The 17,562-nt window shown below is 38.4% G+C and carries 19 protein-coding genes and 1 pseudogene; 13 read left to right on the forward strand and 7 right to left on the reverse strand.

Annotated elements, in window-relative coordinates; translation table 11 throughout:
* The first annotated feature begins 1 nt into the window (after position 1).
* The gene (gene ychF, locus HPOKI112_RS04055) at positions 2-1,102 is read left to right on the forward strand and encodes a redox-regulated ATPase YchF (protein WP_025309815.1); all 1,101 of its coding nucleotides are present in this window, start codon (positions 2-4) and stop codon (positions 1,100-1,102) included.
* A gap of 29 nt (positions 1,103-1,131) precedes the next feature.
* On the forward strand, positions 1,132-2,004 hold the full coding sequence (locus HPOKI112_RS04060; RefSeq protein WP_025276014.1) for a radical SAM/SPASM domain-containing protein: 873 nt from the start codon (positions 1,132-1,134) through the stop codon (positions 2,002-2,004).
* 124 nt (positions 2,005-2,128) lie between these two features.
* Here the strand turns inward: HPOKI112_RS04060 and HPOKI112_RS04065 are convergent, their stop codons facing one another.
* Positions 2,129-3,175, reverse strand: a complete 1,047-nt coding sequence (locus tag HPOKI112_RS04065; protein WP_000647352.1) for an AI-2E family transporter — start codon at positions 3,173-3,175, stop codon at positions 2,129-2,131.
* Between the two features lie 115 nt (positions 3,176-3,290).
* On the opposite strand from HPOKI112_RS04065, the gene dapF reads away from it, so the two are divergent.
* Together dapF and HPOKI112_RS04075 are read left to right on the forward strand one after the other, a co-directional pair.
* Positions 3,291-4,142, forward strand: coding sequence for a diaminopimelate epimerase (gene dapF / locus HPOKI112_RS04070; RefSeq protein WP_025309816.1), 852 nt, complete (start codon positions 3,291-3,293; stop codon positions 4,140-4,142).
* 90 nt (positions 4,143-4,232) lie between these two features.
* Positions 4,233-4,880, forward strand: coding sequence for a YkgB family protein (locus HPOKI112_RS04075; RefSeq protein ID WP_025309817.1), 648 nt, complete (start codon positions 4,233-4,235; stop codon positions 4,878-4,880).
* Between the two features lie 23 nt (positions 4,881-4,903).
* Here the strand turns inward: HPOKI112_RS04075 and HPOKI112_RS04080 are convergent, their stop codons facing one another.
* Positions 4,904-5,149 (reverse strand): ribbon-helix-helix domain-containing protein, encoded by a 246-nt coding sequence (locus HPOKI112_RS04080; RefSeq protein WP_025309818.1) that lies wholly within the window; start codon positions 5,147-5,149, stop codon positions 4,904-4,906.
* 173 nt (positions 5,150-5,322) lie between these two features.
* Between HPOKI112_RS04080 and HPOKI112_RS04085 the strand changes: the two genes are divergently transcribed.
* The 7 genes from HPOKI112_RS04085 to HPOKI112_RS04115 all read left to right on the forward strand — a co-directional run bounded on the left by HPOKI112_RS04085 (position 5,323) and on the right by HPOKI112_RS04115 (position 11,498).
* Entirely contained in the window at positions 5,323-6,573 is a 1,251-nt protein-coding gene (locus HPOKI112_RS04085; protein ID WP_000996926.1) for a hypothetical protein, read from the forward strand.
* Positions 6,574-6,674: 101 nt separating this feature from the next.
* Positions 6,675-6,887, forward strand: coding sequence for a 30S ribosomal protein S21 (gene rpsU / locus HPOKI112_RS04090; RefSeq protein WP_001117775.1), 213 nt, complete (start codon positions 6,675-6,677; stop codon positions 6,885-6,887).
* A 36-nt stretch (positions 6,888-6,923) separates the two neighbouring features.
* Positions 6,924-7,667: a 3-oxoacyl-ACP reductase FabG gene (gene fabG, locus HPOKI112_RS04095; protein ID WP_025309819.1), complete on the forward strand. Its 744-nt coding sequence runs from the start codon at positions 6,924-6,926 to the stop codon at positions 7,665-7,667.
* Positions 7,668-7,896: 229 nt separating this feature from the next.
* Positions 7,897-8,133 (forward strand): acyl carrier protein, encoded by a 237-nt coding sequence (gene acpP, locus HPOKI112_RS04100; protein ID WP_001163094.1) that lies wholly within the window; start codon positions 7,897-7,899, stop codon positions 8,131-8,133.
* Between the two features lie 306 nt (positions 8,134-8,439).
* Positions 8,440-9,678: a beta-ketoacyl-ACP synthase II gene (locus HPOKI112_RS04105; protein WP_001864351.1), complete on the forward strand. Its 1,239-nt coding sequence runs from the start codon at positions 8,440-8,442 to the stop codon at positions 9,676-9,678.
* 22 nt (positions 9,679-9,700) lie between these two features.
* Complete coding sequence (gene accA, locus HPOKI112_RS04110) at positions 9,701-10,639, forward strand: acetyl-CoA carboxylase carboxyl transferase subunit alpha (protein WP_000312020.1); 939 nt, start codon at positions 9,701-9,703, stop codon at positions 10,637-10,639.
* Between the two features lie 421 nt (positions 10,640-11,060).
* Positions 11,061-11,498, forward strand: coding sequence for a hypothetical protein (locus tag HPOKI112_RS04115; RefSeq protein ID WP_025309820.1), 438 nt, complete (start codon positions 11,061-11,063; stop codon positions 11,496-11,498).
* A gap of 70 nt (positions 11,499-11,568) precedes the next feature.
* Here the strand turns inward: HPOKI112_RS04115 and HPOKI112_RS04120 are convergent, their stop codons facing one another.
* The 5 genes and pseudogenes from HPOKI112_RS04120 to rpmE all read right to left on the reverse strand — a co-directional run bounded on the left by HPOKI112_RS04120 (position 11,569) and on the right by rpmE (position 15,162).
* A complete protein-coding gene (locus HPOKI112_RS04120) occupies positions 11,569-12,390 on the reverse strand; it encodes a hypothetical protein (RefSeq protein ID WP_025276931.1) in 822 nt (273 codons plus the stop codon).
* Positions 12,387-13,362 (reverse strand): annotated as a pseudogene (locus HPOKI112_RS04125) (sialidase). Before HPOKI112_RS04125 ends, HPOKI112_RS04120 begins: the two are co-directional and overlap by 4 nt.
* Before the next feature lie 12 nt (positions 13,363-13,374).
* The gene (gene rlmB / locus HPOKI112_RS04130; protein WP_025309821.1) at positions 13,375-14,058 is read right to left on the reverse strand and encodes a 23S rRNA (guanosine(2251)-2'-O)-methyltransferase RlmB; all 684 of its coding nucleotides are present in this window, start codon (positions 14,056-14,058) and stop codon (positions 13,375-13,377) included.
* 12 nt (positions 14,059-14,070) lie between these two features.
* Positions 14,071-14,934: a 16S rRNA (cytidine(1402)-2'-O)-methyltransferase gene (gene rsmI, locus HPOKI112_RS04135; protein ID WP_025309822.1), complete on the reverse strand. Its 864-nt coding sequence runs from the start codon at positions 14,932-14,934 to the stop codon at positions 14,071-14,073.
* Between the two features lie 24 nt (positions 14,935-14,958).
* Positions 14,959-15,162 (reverse strand): 50S ribosomal protein L31, encoded by a 204-nt coding sequence (gene rpmE, locus HPOKI112_RS04140; protein WP_000715278.1) that lies wholly within the window; start codon positions 15,160-15,162, stop codon positions 14,959-14,961.
* Between the two features lie 264 nt (positions 15,163-15,426).
* Between rpmE and rho the strand changes: the two genes are divergently transcribed.
* Together rho and murI are read left to right on the forward strand one after the other, a co-directional pair.
* A complete protein-coding gene (rho, locus tag HPOKI112_RS04145; protein WP_001004691.1) occupies positions 15,427-16,743 on the forward strand; it encodes a transcription termination factor Rho in 1,317 nt (438 codons plus the stop codon).
* A gap of 37 nt (positions 16,744-16,780) precedes the next feature.
* On the forward strand, positions 16,781-17,548 hold the full coding sequence (murI, locus tag HPOKI112_RS04150) for a glutamate racemase (RefSeq protein ID WP_025309823.1): 768 nt from the start codon (positions 16,781-16,783) through the stop codon (positions 17,546-17,548).
* Positions 17,549-17,562: the final 14 nt, after the last annotated feature.

Below are 17,562 nucleotides of genomic sequence, written 5' to 3' on the forward strand. Positions count from 1 at the left end.
AATGGGCTTGTCTGTAGGCATTGTGGGTTTGCCTAATGTGGGCAAATCCAGCACCTTTAACGCACTCACTAAAACCCAAAACGCAGAGAGTGCGAATTACCCTTTTTGCACCATTGAACCCAATAAAGCCATCGTGAATGTGCCTGATAGACGGCTTGATGCGTTGGCTCAAATCGTAAAGCCTGAACGCATTTTGCATTCTGTGGTGGAATTTGTGGATATTGCTGGGTTGATTAAGGGAGCGAGCAAAGGGGAGGGTTTAGGCAATCAGTTTTTAGCCAATATCAAGGAATGCGAAGTGATCTTGCAAGTGGTGCGCTGTTTTGAAGATGACAATATCACGCATGTGAACGACAAGATTGATCCTTTGAATGATATAGAGACCATTGAATTGGAGTTGATTTTAGCGGATATTGCCACTTTAGACAAAAGGATCGATCGCTTGCAAAAAGCCTTAAAAAGCTCAAAAGACGCTAAAAATCTTTTAGAATGCGCTTTGAGTTTAAAAACGCATTTAGAAGAATTAAAGCCGGCGAAAACTTTCCCCTTGAATACAAGCGAGGCTTTTTTGGAGTTGGACAAGGAATTGCGTTTTTTATCTCATAAAAAAATGATCTATGTCGCTAATGTGGGCGAAGAAGATTTAAACGTGCTCAATGAGCATGCCAAAAAAGTCAAAAACCATGCGAAAGCCCAAAATAGCGAGTTTGTCGCCTTGTGCGCTAAATTGGAAGAAGAAATGGTTTCTATGAGTGGAGATGAAGTCAAAGAATTTTTGCAAAGTTTAGGCGTAGAAGAAAGTGGGCTAGAAAAGACCATTCGTTTGAGTTTTAAGGAATTAGGTTTGATCAATTATTTTACCGCTGGAGTCAAGGAAGTGCGATCATGGACGATTAAAAAAGGCTCTAGCACGCCTGTGGCTGCTGGGGTGATCCATAAGGATTTTGAAAAAGGCTTTATCAGAGCTGAAACCATCAGTTATGATGATTTTATCGCTTATAAGGGCGAAGCCGGAGCGAAAGAAAAGGGAGCGTTACGCATTGAAGGTAAGGATTATATCGTTCAAGATGGCGATGTGTTGCATTTTCGCTTCAATGTTTAGTCTGTCTTATTACTAATTTCTCATAAGAATTGACACCCAACAAGAAACTTTTTAAAAAAATCTATATAGAGTTAAGCGATATTTGCGGGTTGCAATGCAGTTTTTGCCCTAACCCCAAAAATATCAGAGGCGTGATGCCTTTAGAATTATTTGAAAAAGTTTGCAAAGAAGCGGCCCCCTTAACCCCAATTATCACCTTGCATGTCTTAGGTGATCCTTGCAAGCTCAAAAATTTAAACCATTATTTAAGCACCGCTAAACGCTTTTCTTTAAAAGTGGATTTGGTTACTAGCGGGGTGTATTTGCACGATTTTGAGGCGCTTTTACACGATGCAATCTATCAAATCTCTATTTCTTTGGACGCAGGGCTAGACCATCACAACAAAATCAACCAGCACCGCTACATCCAAAAAATTTTAGAATTTTGCCGCTACAAATTTGAAAAAAATAGCGAAGTGTTTTTGAATTTACGCATTCAAGACAGCACCCTTGACAAACACCAGAATTTGATCAAGCCTTTTTTAGAAAGCTTTGAATGTGTTTCTTTAGAGGATTTAAAAACGCAAGGGCACGCTCGTTTGTTTAAAAAAAGCTTTTTGAATATCCAAAAAACCTTTAAATGGCCGAATTTGAACGCCCAAAATCCTTTAAACCAAGAATCAAAAATCCCCTATTGTTACGGCCTAATCAAGCAAATCGCTATTTTATCTAATGGCGTTGTCGTGCCGTGCTGCATGGACACGCAAGCTAATATCAGCCTTGGCGATTTAAACCATACGCCCCTAAAAGATGTTTTAAAGAGCCAAAAAGCTATGGCTATCAAAACCCATTTTTTAAAGGGCGAAGCGTTAGAACTTTTATGCAAAAACTGCTCCTACCCTTTGATCCGCTATAAAAAATAAAATTTGTATCTATTATGGGTTTAATTTTGCGTTCGCATTGAATGAAGTGTTTGAAAATTATTCAATGGTTATTTCTATAACTCACTCTTATCATTTTTAAAAATTTCGTTGTGAGCCATAGGGCTTATTCGCATGCTTTTTGATCGTTTTGGATAAAGTAATTTTCATACAATCGCAGTAACGCAATAAAAAACGCCGTGATAGTAGGCCCTACAATAATCCCCCAAAAACCAAATTGTGAAATCCCAGCAATCATGGAAAAGAAAATCAGCATTTCATTGATTTTAAGGGTGGTTTTAAAGATTCTTTTTTTGATGAAGACGATTAAAATTGGCTTGATCACGCTATCAATCAGCACGCTAATCAATAAAATGGAATACAAAGCGATAAAAATAGCCTCATTCACATTCCCATGATAAAGCTCATAAATCGCTATAGGAATCCAAATCAAAGCCCCCCCAACAGCCGGCACCAAAGACGCCAAGCCGTATAAAATCCCTAAAGACCAGCCGTCATGCCCAAACCATACGATCATCACCCCAAACGCCACGCCCTCTAAAATAACCGTGATGAGGGAAGTTAAAAGCACGATGCGTAAAATCCCAGCCACTTCTTCAAAAATCTTTTTGCTTTGATTGATTCCAAGAGGCAAGACCCCTAAAAAATAACGATAAAATCTCTCCCCGTAATAAAAAAAGAAAAACAACAGCCCCAAGATAAACAAAGCGTCTGTAATGAGTTTCAAGCTGTATCTTCCCACATAGCTGCTTATTTTCAACAAATAGCCCGTGATTGAAGCGGCACTAAAATTTTCTAAAAACTTGCTCGCTCCATCATGAATGGTAGGAAAATGCGATAAATTTTCGGTGATTGTCCCTTTAAGCCATTTGATTAGGGCTGAAAATTTTTCAAAATTGATTTCAAAAATAATATTAGAACTTTTATAAACAATAAAATACAACGGCACGATCAAAACGCTCGCTAAAACCAAAACGCATAAAAACGAACTGACAACATTAAAAAAGCGCTTATCCAAAAAAACTTTCACTTGAAAAAACCCCACGCACAAAAGCCCAGCAATCAATGCATCCATTAAAAAATCTTGATACAAGTAGATCATCCAATAAAAACCAATCAAAAAAAGAATCCAAAAGAAATACTGAGCTTTCATGAAATTATCCCCATTAAACTGAACCAAAAATTATCAAATGTTAGCTAAAAAACGCTCTTTTAAGGATAAAAAATCTCTTTTAACTTATAATTAAAGTCAAAAAGGCTTATCATAGATGGTGTTTTACAAATATTCAGGGAGCGGGAATGATTTTTTAATCATTCAAAGTTTCAAAAAAAAAGATTTTTCCAATTTAGCCAAGCAGGTGTGCCATAGGCATGAGGGTTTTGGGGCTGATGGGCTTGTAGTCGTCTTACCGAGTAAGGATTATGACTACGAATGGGATTTTTACAATTCAGACGGCTCTAAAGCTGGCATGTGCGGGAATGCGAGCCGTTGCGTGGGGTTATTTGCTTACCAACATGCTATAGCCTCTAAAAACCATGTTTTTTTAGCCGGAAAAAGAGAGATTTCTATTTGCGTAGAAGAGCCCAATATCATAGAGAGCAATCTTGGTAACTACAAAATCCTAGATGCAATACCCGCTTTAAGATGCGAAAAATTTTTTACCAATAACAGCGTTTTAGAAAATATCCCTACTTTCTACCTCATAGATACAGGAGTGCCGCATTTAGTGGGATTTGTGAAAAATAAAGGGTTATTAAATTCCCTTAACACGCTGGAATTAAGGGCTTTAAGGCATGCGTTTAACGCTAATATTAACATCGCTTTTATAGAAAATAAAGAAACGATTTTTTTACAAACTTATGAAAGAGGGGTTGAAGATTTCACGCTGGCTTGCGGGACGGGCATGGCGGCGGTTTTTATCGCTGCACATATTTTTTATAACACGCCTAAAAAAGCCGCTCTCATCCCTAAAAGCAACGAATCTTTAGAGCTTTCTTTAAAAAATGATGGAATTTTTTATAAAGGCGCGGTGCGTTATATTGGCATGAGCGTTTTGGGCATGAGTGTTTTGGGCATGAGTGTTTTGGGCATGAGTGTTTTTGATCGTTATTTCTTGTAATAGTAATGATTTTGTTGCAATTAAACATAATGCGCTATCATTTGCGAGTTGTTTTTAGCAATATAAAAAATATCCTAAAGGAATAAAACCATGCAAGCGTTAAAATCATTACTTGAAGTGATTACAAAACTCCAGAATCTAGGCGGCTATTTGATGCATATAGCTATTTTTATCATTTTTATTTGGATTGGAGGGCTTAAGTTTGTGCCGTATGAAGCCGAAGGGATCGCTCCTTTTGTGGCTAACTCCCCTTTCTTTTCTTTCATGTATCAATTTGAAAAACCCGCATACAAACAGCACAAAATGTCTGAATCCCAATCTATGCAAGAAGAAATGCAAGATGACCCTAAAATCGTTGAAAACAAAGAATGGCATAAAGAAAACCGCACTTATTTAGTGGCCGAAGCTTTAGGAATCACGATTATGATCCTAGGTATTTTGGTGCTTTTAGGGCTTTGGATGCCTTTAATGGGCGTGATTGGGGGCTTGCTTGTCGCTGGAATGACGATCACGACTCTATCTTTTTTATTCACAACGCCAGAAGTGTTTGTCAATCAGCATTTCCCATGGCTTTCTGGAGCTGGAAGGTTAGTGGTTAAAGACTTGGCGTTATTTGCTGGAGGCTTGTTTGTGGCCGGATTTGATGCGAAACGCTATTTAGAGGGGAAAGGGTTTTGCTTGATGGATCGCTCATCAGTGGGGGTTAAAACTAAATGCTCTAGTGGGTGTTGCTCTTAAAGAGCGAACACCTTAAAGTAGGCTTAAAGCCTACTAGAAGAATCATAATTGATAGAAGAATTTTGGTTAGTGCCTTTTTTATAAATGATTGTTTTTAAAATGTGGCGTTTGACAAAGGAATTAACGCTTTCTACTTCTTCATCAGCCAATCGTCTTAAAACATCATGCTCGTCTTTAGAGAGATAAAAAGTCACTGAAAAATTGCGTTTCAACTCATCTACAGCGACACGCTTACGACCGGGCTTTATATTTTTATTTTCTAATTCCATTAAAATTTCCTTTTTTAGTTAGTATGTAAGTAACATCATAACGGCTATTCTAACATGAAATAAGCGCTATTTTATATTAAATCTAAAGAAAAATATTTTTAGATGTGCTAGAATACCCATTTGTTACAAGATAAGCTTTTTTATCAAAAATAATGATGGCATAGGGGCAACAAGTGGCAATAAACACCTTTTTAAAACATTCTTTTCTGGTCTGTTTGTTAGCGGTTAATTCTTACGCTTTTGATTGGAACATTTTTAAATACAATCTGGGTTTCAATATGTTTATCATGGACCATGAAGGTTCAACGCCTTATTGGGTCAATACTAACACCAATCTTAAAACCCGTTTGACTCCAAATTTTGGGATCCAATTTTATACAAAAGGTGTGGAGCAAAGCCTTACTGTAGGGGCGTATTTTTTTCAAAACTTCCATAACTACAGCACTAATTTTCCCTACCGCTGGGGGCCTACTATGTATTATAAGGCTAGGGGGAAGCGTTTTACTTTTTATGGAGGGATTTTTCCCAGGAAAAACCTCTTAGGAAGGTATGGTTTGAATATTTTTGCCCCTTATTATTGGTTTATAGATCCAAACGCTAGAGGGTTTTTATTGCAATTTCAAAACCATTATTCGCCTTCAAAACCCTATTATGGGCATGCGGAGTTCATGCTAGATTGGTTTGGAGGCAATTGTTACAACACTTGCAAATTCGGGAGAAACCCTTATGGGAACGCAATGGACAGGTTTCAAATGAACGGCTCTGTCGCTTATAATTTCTTTAAGGATTTATTGGGTATTGGAGGGTATTTTGTTTTGTTCCATAACGAAGACAAATACCTTTTGAATGGGGCTGATGGCATGCAGTTTAATGAAAAAAAAGCGATTGACAATAATAATATTTATCTTATGGATCGCCTCTACTTTAACGCTTACATAGGGACAAGCCTTTTAGACATCGCCCCCTTTATGGAAAAACTCAACGCCAGTTTTGGTATGGTTTCTGAATCAAGCCGATTAAGGCAAATTCACAACAATGTGCCTTTTATGAATAGCGTGGGGGGACAATTGGATGTGGAGATCCAATACAAAGGCTTTGGAATACACAATTTATTTTTCTTCGCCAAGACCCCAGAAATGCCTTTTTATAACCAATACCAGTATGTTGAAATGTATTGCACGCCTTCGTATTGCCCCACGCCTATTTATCGTGGCGTGCCATTCTTTCAAGCCAACATGTATAATCGTTTTGATTTGTATTACAATTGGAAAAACGACTTCGCATCCGTCCGCATCAACTTCGTGCTTAATGCGATGCGTGGGGGCTTTGATAGGAGCTTGCCTTGGTCAGAATCTTATCAAGTGTATATGACGGTTGCCTTTGATCCTTATAACCTTATTAACAAAATTGCTAGAAAAAAGTGAAAATTCTTGACAACCAGTTAATTCGTCTTATATAATTCTATTTCATTTGTAGCCATTGTTTGAGCAATGATTTTAAGCTATGGAAAAGAGGTGATAGCAGTATGCCAGGGATTAAGGTTAGAGAAGGCGATGCGTTTGATGAAGCTTATAGGAGATTCAAAAAGCAAACCGATCGCAATTTGGTGGTAACAGAATGTCGTGCTAGAAGGTTCTTTGAGTCTAAGACTGAAAAACGCAAAAAACAAAAAATCAGTGCTAAAAAGAAGATTTTAAAGCGTCTTTATATGTTAAGGCGTTATGAGTCAAGACTATAATAAGCTTTGAGAAAAATTTAAAAATTAAGGATAATCATGCGATTCACAGGGAAAAATGTTCTCATTACTGGGGCTTCTAAAGGCATTGGGGCTGAAATTGCTAGAAGTCTCGCTTCTATGGGGCTGAAAGTTTGGATCAATTACCGCAGTAATGCTGAAGTGGCTGACGCTTTGAAAAATGAGCTTGAAGAAAAAGGCTATAAGGCAGCTGTCATTAAATTTGATGCGGCTTCTGAAAGCGGTTTTATTGAAGCGATACAAACCATTGTCCAAAGCGATGGGGGTTTGTCTTACTTGGTAAATAACGCCGGTGTGGTGCGCGATAAATTAGCGATCAAAATGAAAACAGAAGATTTTCACCATGTCATAGACAATAACCTCACTTCAGCGTTTATAGGTTGCCGAGAGGCTTTAAAAGTGATGAGCAAAAGCCGTTTTGGGAGCGTAGTCAATATCGCGTCTATCATTGGTGAAAGAGGCAATATGGGGCAGACAAACTACTCAGCGAGTAAGGGGGGGATGATTGCGATGAGCAAGTCCTTTGCTTATGAGGGAGCTTTAAGGAATATTCGTTTCAACTCTGTGACGCCCGGTTTTATAGAAACCGACATGAACGCCAATTTGAAAGATGAACTCAAAGCGGATTATGTTAAAAACATTCCTTTAAACAGGCTAGGGTCTGCTAAGGAAGTGGCAGAAGCGGTAGCGTTTCTTTTGAGTGATCACTCTAGTTACATCACTGGAGAGACTCTCAAAGTCAATGGCGGGCTTTATATGTAGTCCTAAACAAAGGATTTTTTTAGCGATAAAAGTTTGTAAGTAGCAAAAATCATGCTAACATTATGAGGTTATTCTAAAACAAAGAGGTTATTATCAAATGGGGATTATTTACTTAATATTGTTTCTCATTGTAATTTATTTGTTGTATAGGATTTTAGATGTTTTGGAGCAAAAATAAACGCTCCAATAATGGTTGATTTAATTTTTACAAAACAAGGGAGTTTTAATTATGGCTTTATTTGAAGATATTCAGGCAGTTATTGCTGAGCAATTGAATGTGGATGCGGCGCAAGTTACGCCAGAGGCGGAGTTTGTGAAGGATTTGGGTGCGGACTCTTTAGATGTCGTGGAATTAATCATGGCGTTAGAAGAAAAGTTTGGCGTTGAGATTCCTGATGAGCAAGCGGAAAAAATCGTCAATGTGGGCGATGTGGTGAAGTATATTGAGGACAATAAACTGGCTTAATCTTTTTAACTTGGAGCGTTTGTCTCCAGGTTTTAGTAAAAATTTAGCTTTAGCTAAAATTTGGTTTTATCCCAACAGCACGAAAAACTCCATCCTTTAGGTCAGAGATATAAGTGCATAGCTGTTAGGCTATATTCAAGCTAAAAGAGGTTAAAATAGTCTTTTTGGGGTAGGAAATATCCATGCAGACTTTAAAGAACAAAGCCTTTCGTGTTAGCATTCAATGGAATGCTTTAGTTAGGAAGCTCCTTGCTTTAGCAAGGGGTGGTTTCACTGAATGAAAGTTTTTGAAATGAGGAGCTATTGGTGCGTCGGATTGTGGTAACTGGAATGGGAATGATCAATTCGCTAGGTTTAAATAAAGAAGATTCTTTTTTAGCGATCGCTAAGGGAGAATGCGGTATCAAACACATAGAAAGTTTTGATGCGAGCGCGTTTCCTGTGCGTATTGCTGGAGAAATCACTGACTTTGACCCTACAGAGGTGATGAATCCCAAAGATGTTAAAAAGGCGGGTCGTTTCATTCAATTAGCCTTGAAAGCCACAAGAGAGGCGATGAAAGATAGTGGGATTTTAGACGCTCACAATAGATGCCCTGAAGAATTGGCAAACCGCATGGGCGTAAGCTCTGGCTCTGGGATTGGCGGGTTAGGTAATATTGAAGCGAATTCCATTTTTTGTTTTGAAAAAGGCCCTAGAAAAGTCAATCCCTTTTTTATCACTTCTGCGTTAGTGAATATGATTGGTGGTTTCACTTCCATTGAGTTTGGCATTAAAGGGCCTAATCTCTCTAGCGTAACGGCTTGTGCAGCAGGCACTCATGCCATTATTGAAGCGGTTAAAACCATTTTGCTTAATGGGGCTGATAAAATGCTAGTCGTGGGAGCGGAATCCACCATTTGTCCTGTAGGGATTGGAGGGTTTGCGAGCATTAAAGCCCTTTCTACAAGGAATGATGAGCCTAAAAAAGCTTCAAGACCTTTTGATAAGGATCGCAATGGTTTTGTGATGGGCGAAGGCGCTGGGGCTTTGGTGCTTGAAGAATACGAGAGTGCGAAAAAAAGAGGAGCAAAAATTTATGCAGAATTTGCTGGGTATGGCGAGAGCGGCGATGCTAACCATATCACAGCCCCAGCCCCTGAGGGCGAAGGGGCTTTTAGAGCCATGAAAATGGCTTTGGAAATGGCAAAAGTGGAAGTAGGCTATGTGAACGCTCATGGGACAAGCACGCATTATAATGATTGGTATGAAAGCATCGCTCTAAAAAATGTGTTTGGTTCTAAAGAAAAAGTCCCTCCTGTTAGCTCCACTAAAGGGCAGATTGGGCATTGCTTGGGCGCTGCGGGTGCGTTGGAAGCCGTTATTTCTATCATGGCCATGAATCAAGGGATCTTACCTCCTACCATCAATCAAGAAACGCCTGACCCAGAATGCGATCTGGATTATATCCCTAATACGGCCAGAGAAAAACAAGTGGATGCGGTGATGAGTAACTCATTTGGTTTTGGTGGCACTAATGGTGTTGTGATTTTCAAAAAAGCCTAGTTTTACAAAGTTAGGATTTTGAATGGCCGTTTATTTAGATTTTGAAAATCATATTAAAGAGATTCAAAATGAAATTGAATTAGCCCTTATTAGAGGCGATGAGGACGCTAAAGAAATCTTAGAAAAAAGATTGGATAAGGAAGTTAAAAGCATTTATTCCAATCTCACTGATTTTCAAAAACTCCAGTTAGCAAGACACCCTGACAGACCCTACGCTATGGATTACATTGATCTCATCTTAAAAGATAAGTATGAAGTCTTTGGGGATAGGCACTATAACGATGATAAAGCGATCGTGTGTTTTATAGGGAAAATTGATAATGTCCCGGTTGTGGTGATCGGAGAAGAAAAAGGCAGAGGGACTAAAAACAAGCTCTTAAGGAATTTTGGCATGCCTAACCCTTGTGGCTATCGTAAGGCTTTGAAAATGGCAAAATTTGCTGAAAAGTTTAATTTGCCTATTTTGATGCTTGTAGATACAGCCGGGGCGTATCCGGGGATTGGCGCAGAAGAAAGAGGCCAGAGTGAAGCGATCGCTAAAAACCTCCAAGAGTTCGCTTCCTTAAAAGTCCCTACTATTTCTGTAATTATCGGTGAGGGGGGCAGTGGTGGTGCGCTAGCGATTGCAGTGGCTGACAAATTAGCTATGATGGAATATTCCATTTTTAGCGTTATATCCCCAGAAGGTTGTGCGGCGATTCTTTGGGATGACCCTAGCAAGACTGAAGTGGCCATTAAAGCGATGAAAATCACGCCTAGAGACTTAAAGGAGGCGGGGCTTATTGATGATATTATTTTAGAGCCTAGCAAAGGGGCTCATAGAGACAAATTTTCAGCGGCTAACACGATCAAAGAATATTTTTTAGACGCTCTAAGGACTATCCAACAAGACCCTCATTTCCTTGACAACCGCTATCAAAAATTGATGTCGCTTGGCTCGTTTGTGGAGGGCATGAATTAGATCTATAAAAAACTTTGTGTGTTTAAACTTTATTAAACCCATTTTCTTAAAGAAATAAGGGGTATTTTGAAATAATTCCCCAACTAAAATCCCCCCTAAAGACCGCTTTAAAAATACCGCTTGAATAAAATCAAACTCTCTACTATCCAATCTTAAAAAATGCAATATTTTTTTGATAACCAACGCTCAATAAAAACAAAGCCAAATTTTTCACTGCTTGCTATTATTTTAGAAAAAAGCAGATATTTTACATAGTTTGCATAATAATATAAAAACATCATTGTGTTACTAATCTGCTATCTCTCTCCTTTTGTTTGAATATAAAAAGACAATCATCATGATCAGAGTATTGAATGAAAGCATTCTTATTTTACAATACAAAAGTTAGGTCTAATGGTATTTTAAAAAAGAAAGAAATCCCATGGTTACACATGAAAAAATCAAAAGCCGCTTTTCTAGGAATTGGTCTTTAAGGGATAGGGGTAGGCATTTTGCATCTGCAAGCGTGTATTTTTTCTCACTTCTTGTCATTACAGCGGTTAATAGAAGTAGCGCAGTTGCTTGGTTATTGATGCCTGAACATTTGATTTGGTGGTTTTTGATTTCTTTTAGTGGGGAATTTGTAGCAGACATGGCGTTTGGCAAAAAAAGTAAGATCTTTAAAACCCGCTTTGGAATTTCTATTGTGAGCGGCGTTTCACTATTGCTTGGCGCTTTACCAGCGCATTTATTTTTTGTATGGTTTGGTTTTATTAATTGGTGGGCTGTCTTTTTTATAGAAGCGGGAGCTGATCTATTGGTGGGCTGTGTGATACAAAAGATTTTTTTTGGTAAATATTGGGTGGATCGCTATTATTAAGGCTCTCTTTTTTTAAGTCTAAAAGCGCATTTTCTCATATTCCAATTAAATTGGATAAGATTACCCCTACTTAAGGCATCGCATCAAAAACCACGCTGATCCCATTTTTTAAAATGATAGGGTTTTTCGCATCAGTGATATGGATAAAACGCACGCCATCAAGCAAATTAAGAGCGATTTCTTGTTGTTTGTTTTCTTTAGCAATGATTTGAATAATCTTTAAGTTTTCGTCATAAAAAATGATTTTGGGTTGCCATAAAGGGTTATTAGAGCTTATTTTTAAATACGCATTCTGATTCACGCTCAGCCAGTATTTCCCGCTCGCTTCCTTAAACTCCACAGGATCGCTACTTAAAACTAAGGCTCTCGCGTTAGGGAGCTTGACTTCTTGTAAAGAAAAATCGTATTCCCACTCTTTCAAGGATATGCGTCTAATATCTGTAAAATCAAAACCATGCCTTTTCATCGTCTCTATCAAAATGTTAGGGTCTAAAACATATTCCGTTTTAAGCTCGTATGAAAAAACATTCTCGCCTGAAGAACTTTGCATTTTAATAGGCAAAACATACGAATACCCCATCATGCTCAAAGAATTATTGATGCTTTTGGCAAACGCTAGGGGATTGCTTGAAGCCTTGAAAGTGATTTTTAACATGCTTGGCTTGTCAAAATTAAAAGACAAAAGCCCGTTTTCTTTGAGAGTGTTGAGCAGTTTCAAGGAATCCAAACGCCCCATTGCATAGAAATCCTTACGATTTTTAAACAAACGCTCTAAAAAAAGCTTGTTCGTATGATAAGCCCGCTCCCCCATTAAATTCTCAATCTTATCGTTTAAAGCATCAGCGCTTAATAGCGTCCCCCCAACAATAAAGGCTAAAAAAAGGTTTTTCATTGCTGGAGTTCTTTGTATTGGGCCTCGTTGATGAGCGTTAAGCCTTTATTTGGCTCGTATAAAAATCGTTTGGTTTTGCCATCGTTATATTCTTGTTCTTGATGGTTGTTTTTAAGACTAAGATGCCCATGCCAAAAACGCAACAACAAGCGGTGGTTTTTGGTTTCTAAAGAATAATTTTTTTTAAAAACCTTTTGAAAGGAGTTTTTTTTCTCATCTAAATCAATCACTTCCACCCAAATATCTCGTTTAGGGATAATATAAATGGTATTAGGATCTTCTTTGATCGCTTCTTTTTCTTGCTTGTCTTGTTCTTTTGGTTTTTCTTGTTTTTCTTCTAGTTTAGGCGTTGTCTCTGGCTTGTTTTCTTCTGCAAGATTAGCGTCATTGGAAAAACTATTTTTAGTGCCGGATTTAATAGCGCTTTCTTGCCCTCTTTCTTCTTTTAAAGAAGAGCTGTTTTGAACGATAACGACCGCTAAAACAATGACAATCACCCCTAAAACCAAAACAAAGGGTTTCCATTTGGAAGATTTTTTGGATAATGAAGTGTTGGCTTGATTGATGCTGTAATCCAATTCAACCTTAAGGGGTTTTTTTTGCTGTTTCTTCAGGATCTGTTTCTTGATTTTTCTCTTCACTTACGCTCTCTTTAAAAACACACACTTTGTCAAATTCTTTCATCCATGCGCTCAAATCAATTTTATACTCGCGCTCTAAAATTTGTATAAATCCCCTAGCATGCACCCTTGATAAAGACTCATAGCGTTTTTCTAATATGTAGTTGATATTTTTAGAAGCGATTTTAGTCGCCTTGCAAATTTCTGTTACTCCAACTTCTTTTAAAATCTGCAAATTTTTATCTAAATTTTTAAGCGATAATTCTTCTAATGCCGCACCAGAAATATCTTTAGAAATGTTTTGAACATCAGAAAGATCTAAATTTTCTAAACTTTTTTTATTCTGTTCCATTCAATTGACCACCTAGTTGATTTTATCCATTAAGATCCCTGCTGCCACGCTCACATTGAGCGAATCAAAATCTCTTCGCATTTTTACGCTCAATATAGCGTCCATTTTAGCAAGGATTTTTTTAGACAACCCCTCATGCTCGCTCCCCAAAAAAAGAGCGCATTTTTTTAAAGATAGATTTTCTACTTGACTAGAGCCTTGCATGCTCGCGCCCAAACATAAAAACCCGCTCGTTTTCAATTCATTGATTAAATCCAGCGTGTTAGGTGCAACGCTAAAAGGCAAATCATACATAAGCCCCAAGCTGGATCGCACAATCCCCTCATAAGCCAATTCTTTAGCAAAATCTAAAATAACGCCATCCATTCCTAAGCAATACGCACTCCTAAAAATACCCCCAATATTCCCCACATCCGTAATGCCGCAAAGCACTAAAAGTTTTTGAGCTTTTTTAACCTCTTTTAAAGAAACCGCTAATGGCAATTCCACCCTAGCTAAAACCCCTTGATGGTTCCCTCCCTTAGCCAAGCTTTGTGCTTTTTTATTATCCACTTTGATGATATTAGGGCATGCTTTTTTGAGCGCGAAAAAAAGCTTTTTGTCTATTTCTTTAGAAAGATAGATTTCTTGCAATTTTTCTTGATGAGAGTTTAGAATGTGCATAACCACCTGCTTGCCATAAATTACTGCCTGCATGCTAAACCCCTTTTATTGATTTTTTTCTTCTAACAAACGCTGGAAATAAAGCTCTTTAGCGTTTTTTTGTGTCATAGCGGCTTCAATTTTAGTCTTAATTTTAGGAGGTAAATCCAACTCCAATAACGCCGATAGCCCCATGCAAGGCTCTATTTTTTTCTCATTCAAAAGCACTAAAACCCACTCCCCTTGGATATTATTTTGTTGCAACCGCTCTATGATTTGAGAAACCTCTCCTAAATAATATTGCTGGTGGAGTTTGGTAAGCTCTTTAGCCGCAAACAAATGCATGCCTTTAGCCAAATCGTTTAAATCCTTTAAAGTCTCTAGCAATCGGTGCGGGCTTTCATAAAAAACCACCGGGGTTTTTTCTTCTAAATACGCTAAAGCGTTTAAAATTTTAGCGATTTTTAAGCGCCTTTCCTTACTCTTATGAGGTAAAAAGCCGGCGTAAAAAAACCGCCCTTCTAAAAACCCGCTCGCGCAAAACGCCGTAGTGAGCGCGTTAGCCCCGGGCAAAACATCGTAAGGAATGTTATGTTTTAAAGCGTGAGCGACTAAACTCATGCCTGGATCGCTCAAACTTGGCATGCCCGCATCGCTCATCACAGCGATTTCTTTGTCAAAAAAAGAAAGCTCTATTTTGTTTAAAAATTCCCGGTCATTGTGCGAATGGAATGCGATAAACTCCCTTTTTTGAGTAGCGATATTGGGGAAAGAATGGCTAATAATAGGGTTTTGTGCAAGCAAGTGCAACAACCTCTTACCCACCCTTGTATCCTCGCATAAAAAAACCTCGCAACGCTCTAAAACTTCTAATGTGCGTAGCGTAATGTCAGCGAGATTACCTATAGGAGTGGGCAAAAAATACAGCACAAAAAGCCACGCTTTTTAAAAGAGTTACTTCAAGTTGTAGCGTTGCTTGAATTTCTCTACTCTCCCTGCAGTGTCAGCGATTTTATCGCTACCGGTATAGAAAGGGTGGCAAAAGCTAGAAATATCAATACGCATTTCAGGTTTGGTGCTTAAAACTTCAATTTCTTTCCCGCTAGTTACGCAAGTAACTTTGCATGGGATATATTCGGGGTGAATGCCTTTTTTCATCAAGTATCCTTTATTTTTAAATTTAAACTTAAAATTATAGCATAAGTAACAATAAATTAAAACACTCTAAAATTAAAACAAAAATTTGCTTTGTTAAAAAAATTATGATAGCATAGCGAAGCATTACGAAATCCAACACTTGTGGCATGTGCCACTTATTAGCATCTTTTGGTTACACTAATTTTTTAAGAATGCTTTAGCTTTTTGTATTTTTATCTTAATTGCAACAAACTAGAAACCTCTTTTTAATTAAAAGGAAATTTAATGAACGAAAACGCGCCTACGCATAAAAGTCCGCACAAAGTCAAAACACACACGCCAGTGAGTGGTTATCACATTGAAGATTTACGCACCTACCCTACTGAAAAGCTTTTAGAAATCGCTAACAAGCTCAAAGTGGAAAACCCCCAAGAATTCAAACGACAAGACTTGATGTTTGAAATTTTAAAAACCCAAGTTACGCAAGGCGGATACATTCTTTTTACCGGGATTTTAGAAATCATGCCTGATGGCTATGGCTTTTTAAGAGGGTTTGATGGGAGTTTTTCAGACGGGCATAACGACACTTATGTCAGCCCTTCTCAAATCAGGCGTTTTGCTTTAAGGAATGGAGATATTGTTACCGGTCAAGTGCGATCCCCCAAAGACCAGGAAAAATACTACGCCCTTTTAAAAATAGAAGCCATCAATTATTTGCCTTCAGATGAGATTAAAAACCGCCCTTTGTTTGACAATCTAACCCCCCTATTCCCTGATGAACAAATCAAATTAGAATACGAACCCACTAAAGTTACCGGCAGAATGCTAGATTTATTCAGCCCTGTGGGGAAAGGTCAAAGGGCTTTGATCGTCGCGCCACCAAGGACTGGGAAAACGGAGCTCATGAAAGAACTCGCCCAAGGCATCACCTCTAACCACCCTGAAGTGGAACTGATTATCCTTTTAGTGGATGAGCGCCCTGAAGAAGTTACGGATATGCAACGAAGCGTTAAAGGTCAAGTTTTTAGCTCCACTTTTGATTTGCCCGCAAACAATCACATAAGAATCGCTGAGTTGGTGCTAGAAAGGGCTAAAAGGCGAGTGGAAATGGGCAAAGATGTGGTGGTTTTACTAGATTCTATCACCCGTTTAGCCAGAGCGTATAACGCTGTAACGCCCTCAAGCGGTAAGGTTTTAAGTGGGGGCGTGGATGCGAACGCCTTGCACAGGCCCAAGCGCTTTTTTGGAGCCGCAAGGAATATTGAAGAAGGCGGGAGCTTGACGATTATCGCTACTGCATTGATTGAAACGGGATCCAGAATGGATGAGGTGATTTTTGAAGAATTTAAAGGCACCGGGAATAGCGAAATCGTTTTAGCGAGGAATATTGCAGACAGGCGCATTTACCCGGCCTTTGATATTTTAAAATCCGGCACACGAAAAGATAATATCTTGCTTGGCAAAGACCGCTTGACTAAAGTGTGGGTTTTAAGGAATGTGATGCAACAAATGGATGACATAGAAGCCTTAAGCTTTGTGTATTCTAAAATGCAACAAACTAAGGACAATGAAGAATTTTTAAATTTAATGAATGAAAAATAAAATCCCTTATTAAATCCCATTAAATTAAAAAAGTGTCATGAAAGTAGGTGTTTTTGATAGCGGTGTGGGAGGTTTTAGCGTTTTAAAAAGCCTTTTAAAAGCGCAATTGTTTGATGAAATCATCTATTATGGCGATAGCGCTAGAGTGCCTTATGGCACTAAAGACCCCACCACGATCAAGCAATTTGGCTTAGAGGCTTTGGATTTTTTCAAACCGCACAAGATTGAATTATTGATTGTGGCATGCAACACAGCGAGCGCTCTAGCTTTAGAAGAGATGCAAAAGCATTCCAAAATCCCTATTGTGGGCGTGATTGAGCCAAGCATTTTAGCGATCAAACAACAAGTAAAAGATAAAAACGCCCCTATTTTAGTGCTAGGGACAAAAGCGACGATTCAATCCAACGCTTATGACAACGCCCTGAAACAACAAGGCTATTTGAATGTTTCGCATTTAGCCACTTCTCTTTTTGTGCCTTTGATTGAAGAAAATATTTTAGAGGGCGAATTGCTAGAAACTTGCATGCGTTATTATTTCACTCCATTAAAGATCTTGCCTGAAGTGGTTATTTTAGGTTGCACGCATTTTCCCTTAATCGCTCACCAAATTGAGGGCTATTTTATGGAACATTTTGCCCTTTCAACGCCTCCCCTACTCATCCATTCTGGCGATGCTATTGTGGAATATTTGCACCAAAAATACGCCCTTAAGAAAAACGCATGCGCATTCCCTAAAGTGGAATTTCATGCGAGCGGCGATGTGGTTTGGCTAGAAAAACAGGCTAAAGAATGGCTCAAATTGTAACGCTAATAAAAATT

It is taken from the genome of Helicobacter pylori oki112 (genome assembly GCF_000600085.1).
Lineage (GTDB): Bacteria > Campylobacterota > Campylobacteria > Campylobacterales > Helicobacteraceae > Helicobacter > Helicobacter pylori_CY.

What these genes read in the sequence shown, in the direction of transcription:
- acpP (WP_001163094.1), top strand. Translation starts at nt 7,897, where the DNA reads ATGGCTTTATTTGAAGATATTCAGGCAGTTATTGCTGAGCAATTGAAT.
- accA (WP_000312020.1), top strand. Translation starts at nt 9,701, where the DNA reads ATGGCCGTTTATTTAGATTTTGAAAATCATATTAAAGAGATTCAAAAT.
- rlmB (WP_025309821.1), bottom strand. Translation starts at nt 14,058, where the DNA reads ATGCAGGCAGTAATTTATGGCAAGCAGGTGGTTATGCACATTCTAAAC.
- ychF (WP_025309815.1), top strand. Translation starts at nt 2, where the DNA reads ATGGGCTTGTCTGTAGGCATTGTGGGTTTGCCTAATGTGGGCAAATCC.
- rpsU (WP_001117775.1), top strand. Translation starts at nt 6,675, where the DNA reads ATGCCAGGGATTAAGGTTAGAGAAGGCGATGCGTTTGATGAAGCTTAT.
- HPOKI112_RS04115 (WP_025309820.1), top strand. Translation starts at nt 11,061, where the DNA reads ATGGTTACACATGAAAAAATCAAAAGCCGCTTTTCTAGGAATTGGTCT.
- HPOKI112_RS04080 (WP_025309818.1), bottom strand. Translation starts at nt 5,149, where the DNA reads ATGGAATTAGAAAATAAAAATATAAAGCCCGGTCGTAAGCGTGTCGCT.
- dapF (WP_025309816.1), top strand. Translation starts at nt 3,291, where the DNA reads ATGGTGTTTTACAAATATTCAGGGAGCGGGAATGATTTTTTAATCATT.
- fabG (WP_025309819.1), top strand. Translation starts at nt 6,924, where the DNA reads ATGCGATTCACAGGGAAAAATGTTCTCATTACTGGGGCTTCTAAAGGC.
- HPOKI112_RS04075 (WP_025309817.1), top strand. Translation starts at nt 4,233, where the DNA reads ATGCAAGCGTTAAAATCATTACTTGAAGTGATTACAAAACTCCAGAAT.
- HPOKI112_RS04065 (WP_000647352.1), bottom strand. Translation starts at nt 3,175, where the DNA reads ATGAAAGCTCAGTATTTCTTTTGGATTCTTTTTTTGATTGGTTTTTAT.
- rho (WP_001004691.1), top strand. Translation starts at nt 15,427, where the DNA reads ATGAACGAAAACGCGCCTACGCATAAAAGTCCGCACAAAGTCAAAACA.
- HPOKI112_RS04120 (WP_025276931.1), bottom strand. Translation starts at nt 12,390, where the DNA reads ATGAAAAACCTTTTTTTAGCCTTTATTGTTGGGGGGACGCTATTAAGC.
- rpmE (WP_000715278.1), bottom strand. Translation starts at nt 15,162, where the DNA reads ATGAAAAAAGGCATTCACCCCGAATATATCCCATGCAAAGTTACTTGC.
- murI (WP_025309823.1), top strand. Translation starts at nt 16,781, where the DNA reads ATGAAAGTAGGTGTTTTTGATAGCGGTGTGGGAGGTTTTAGCGTTTTA.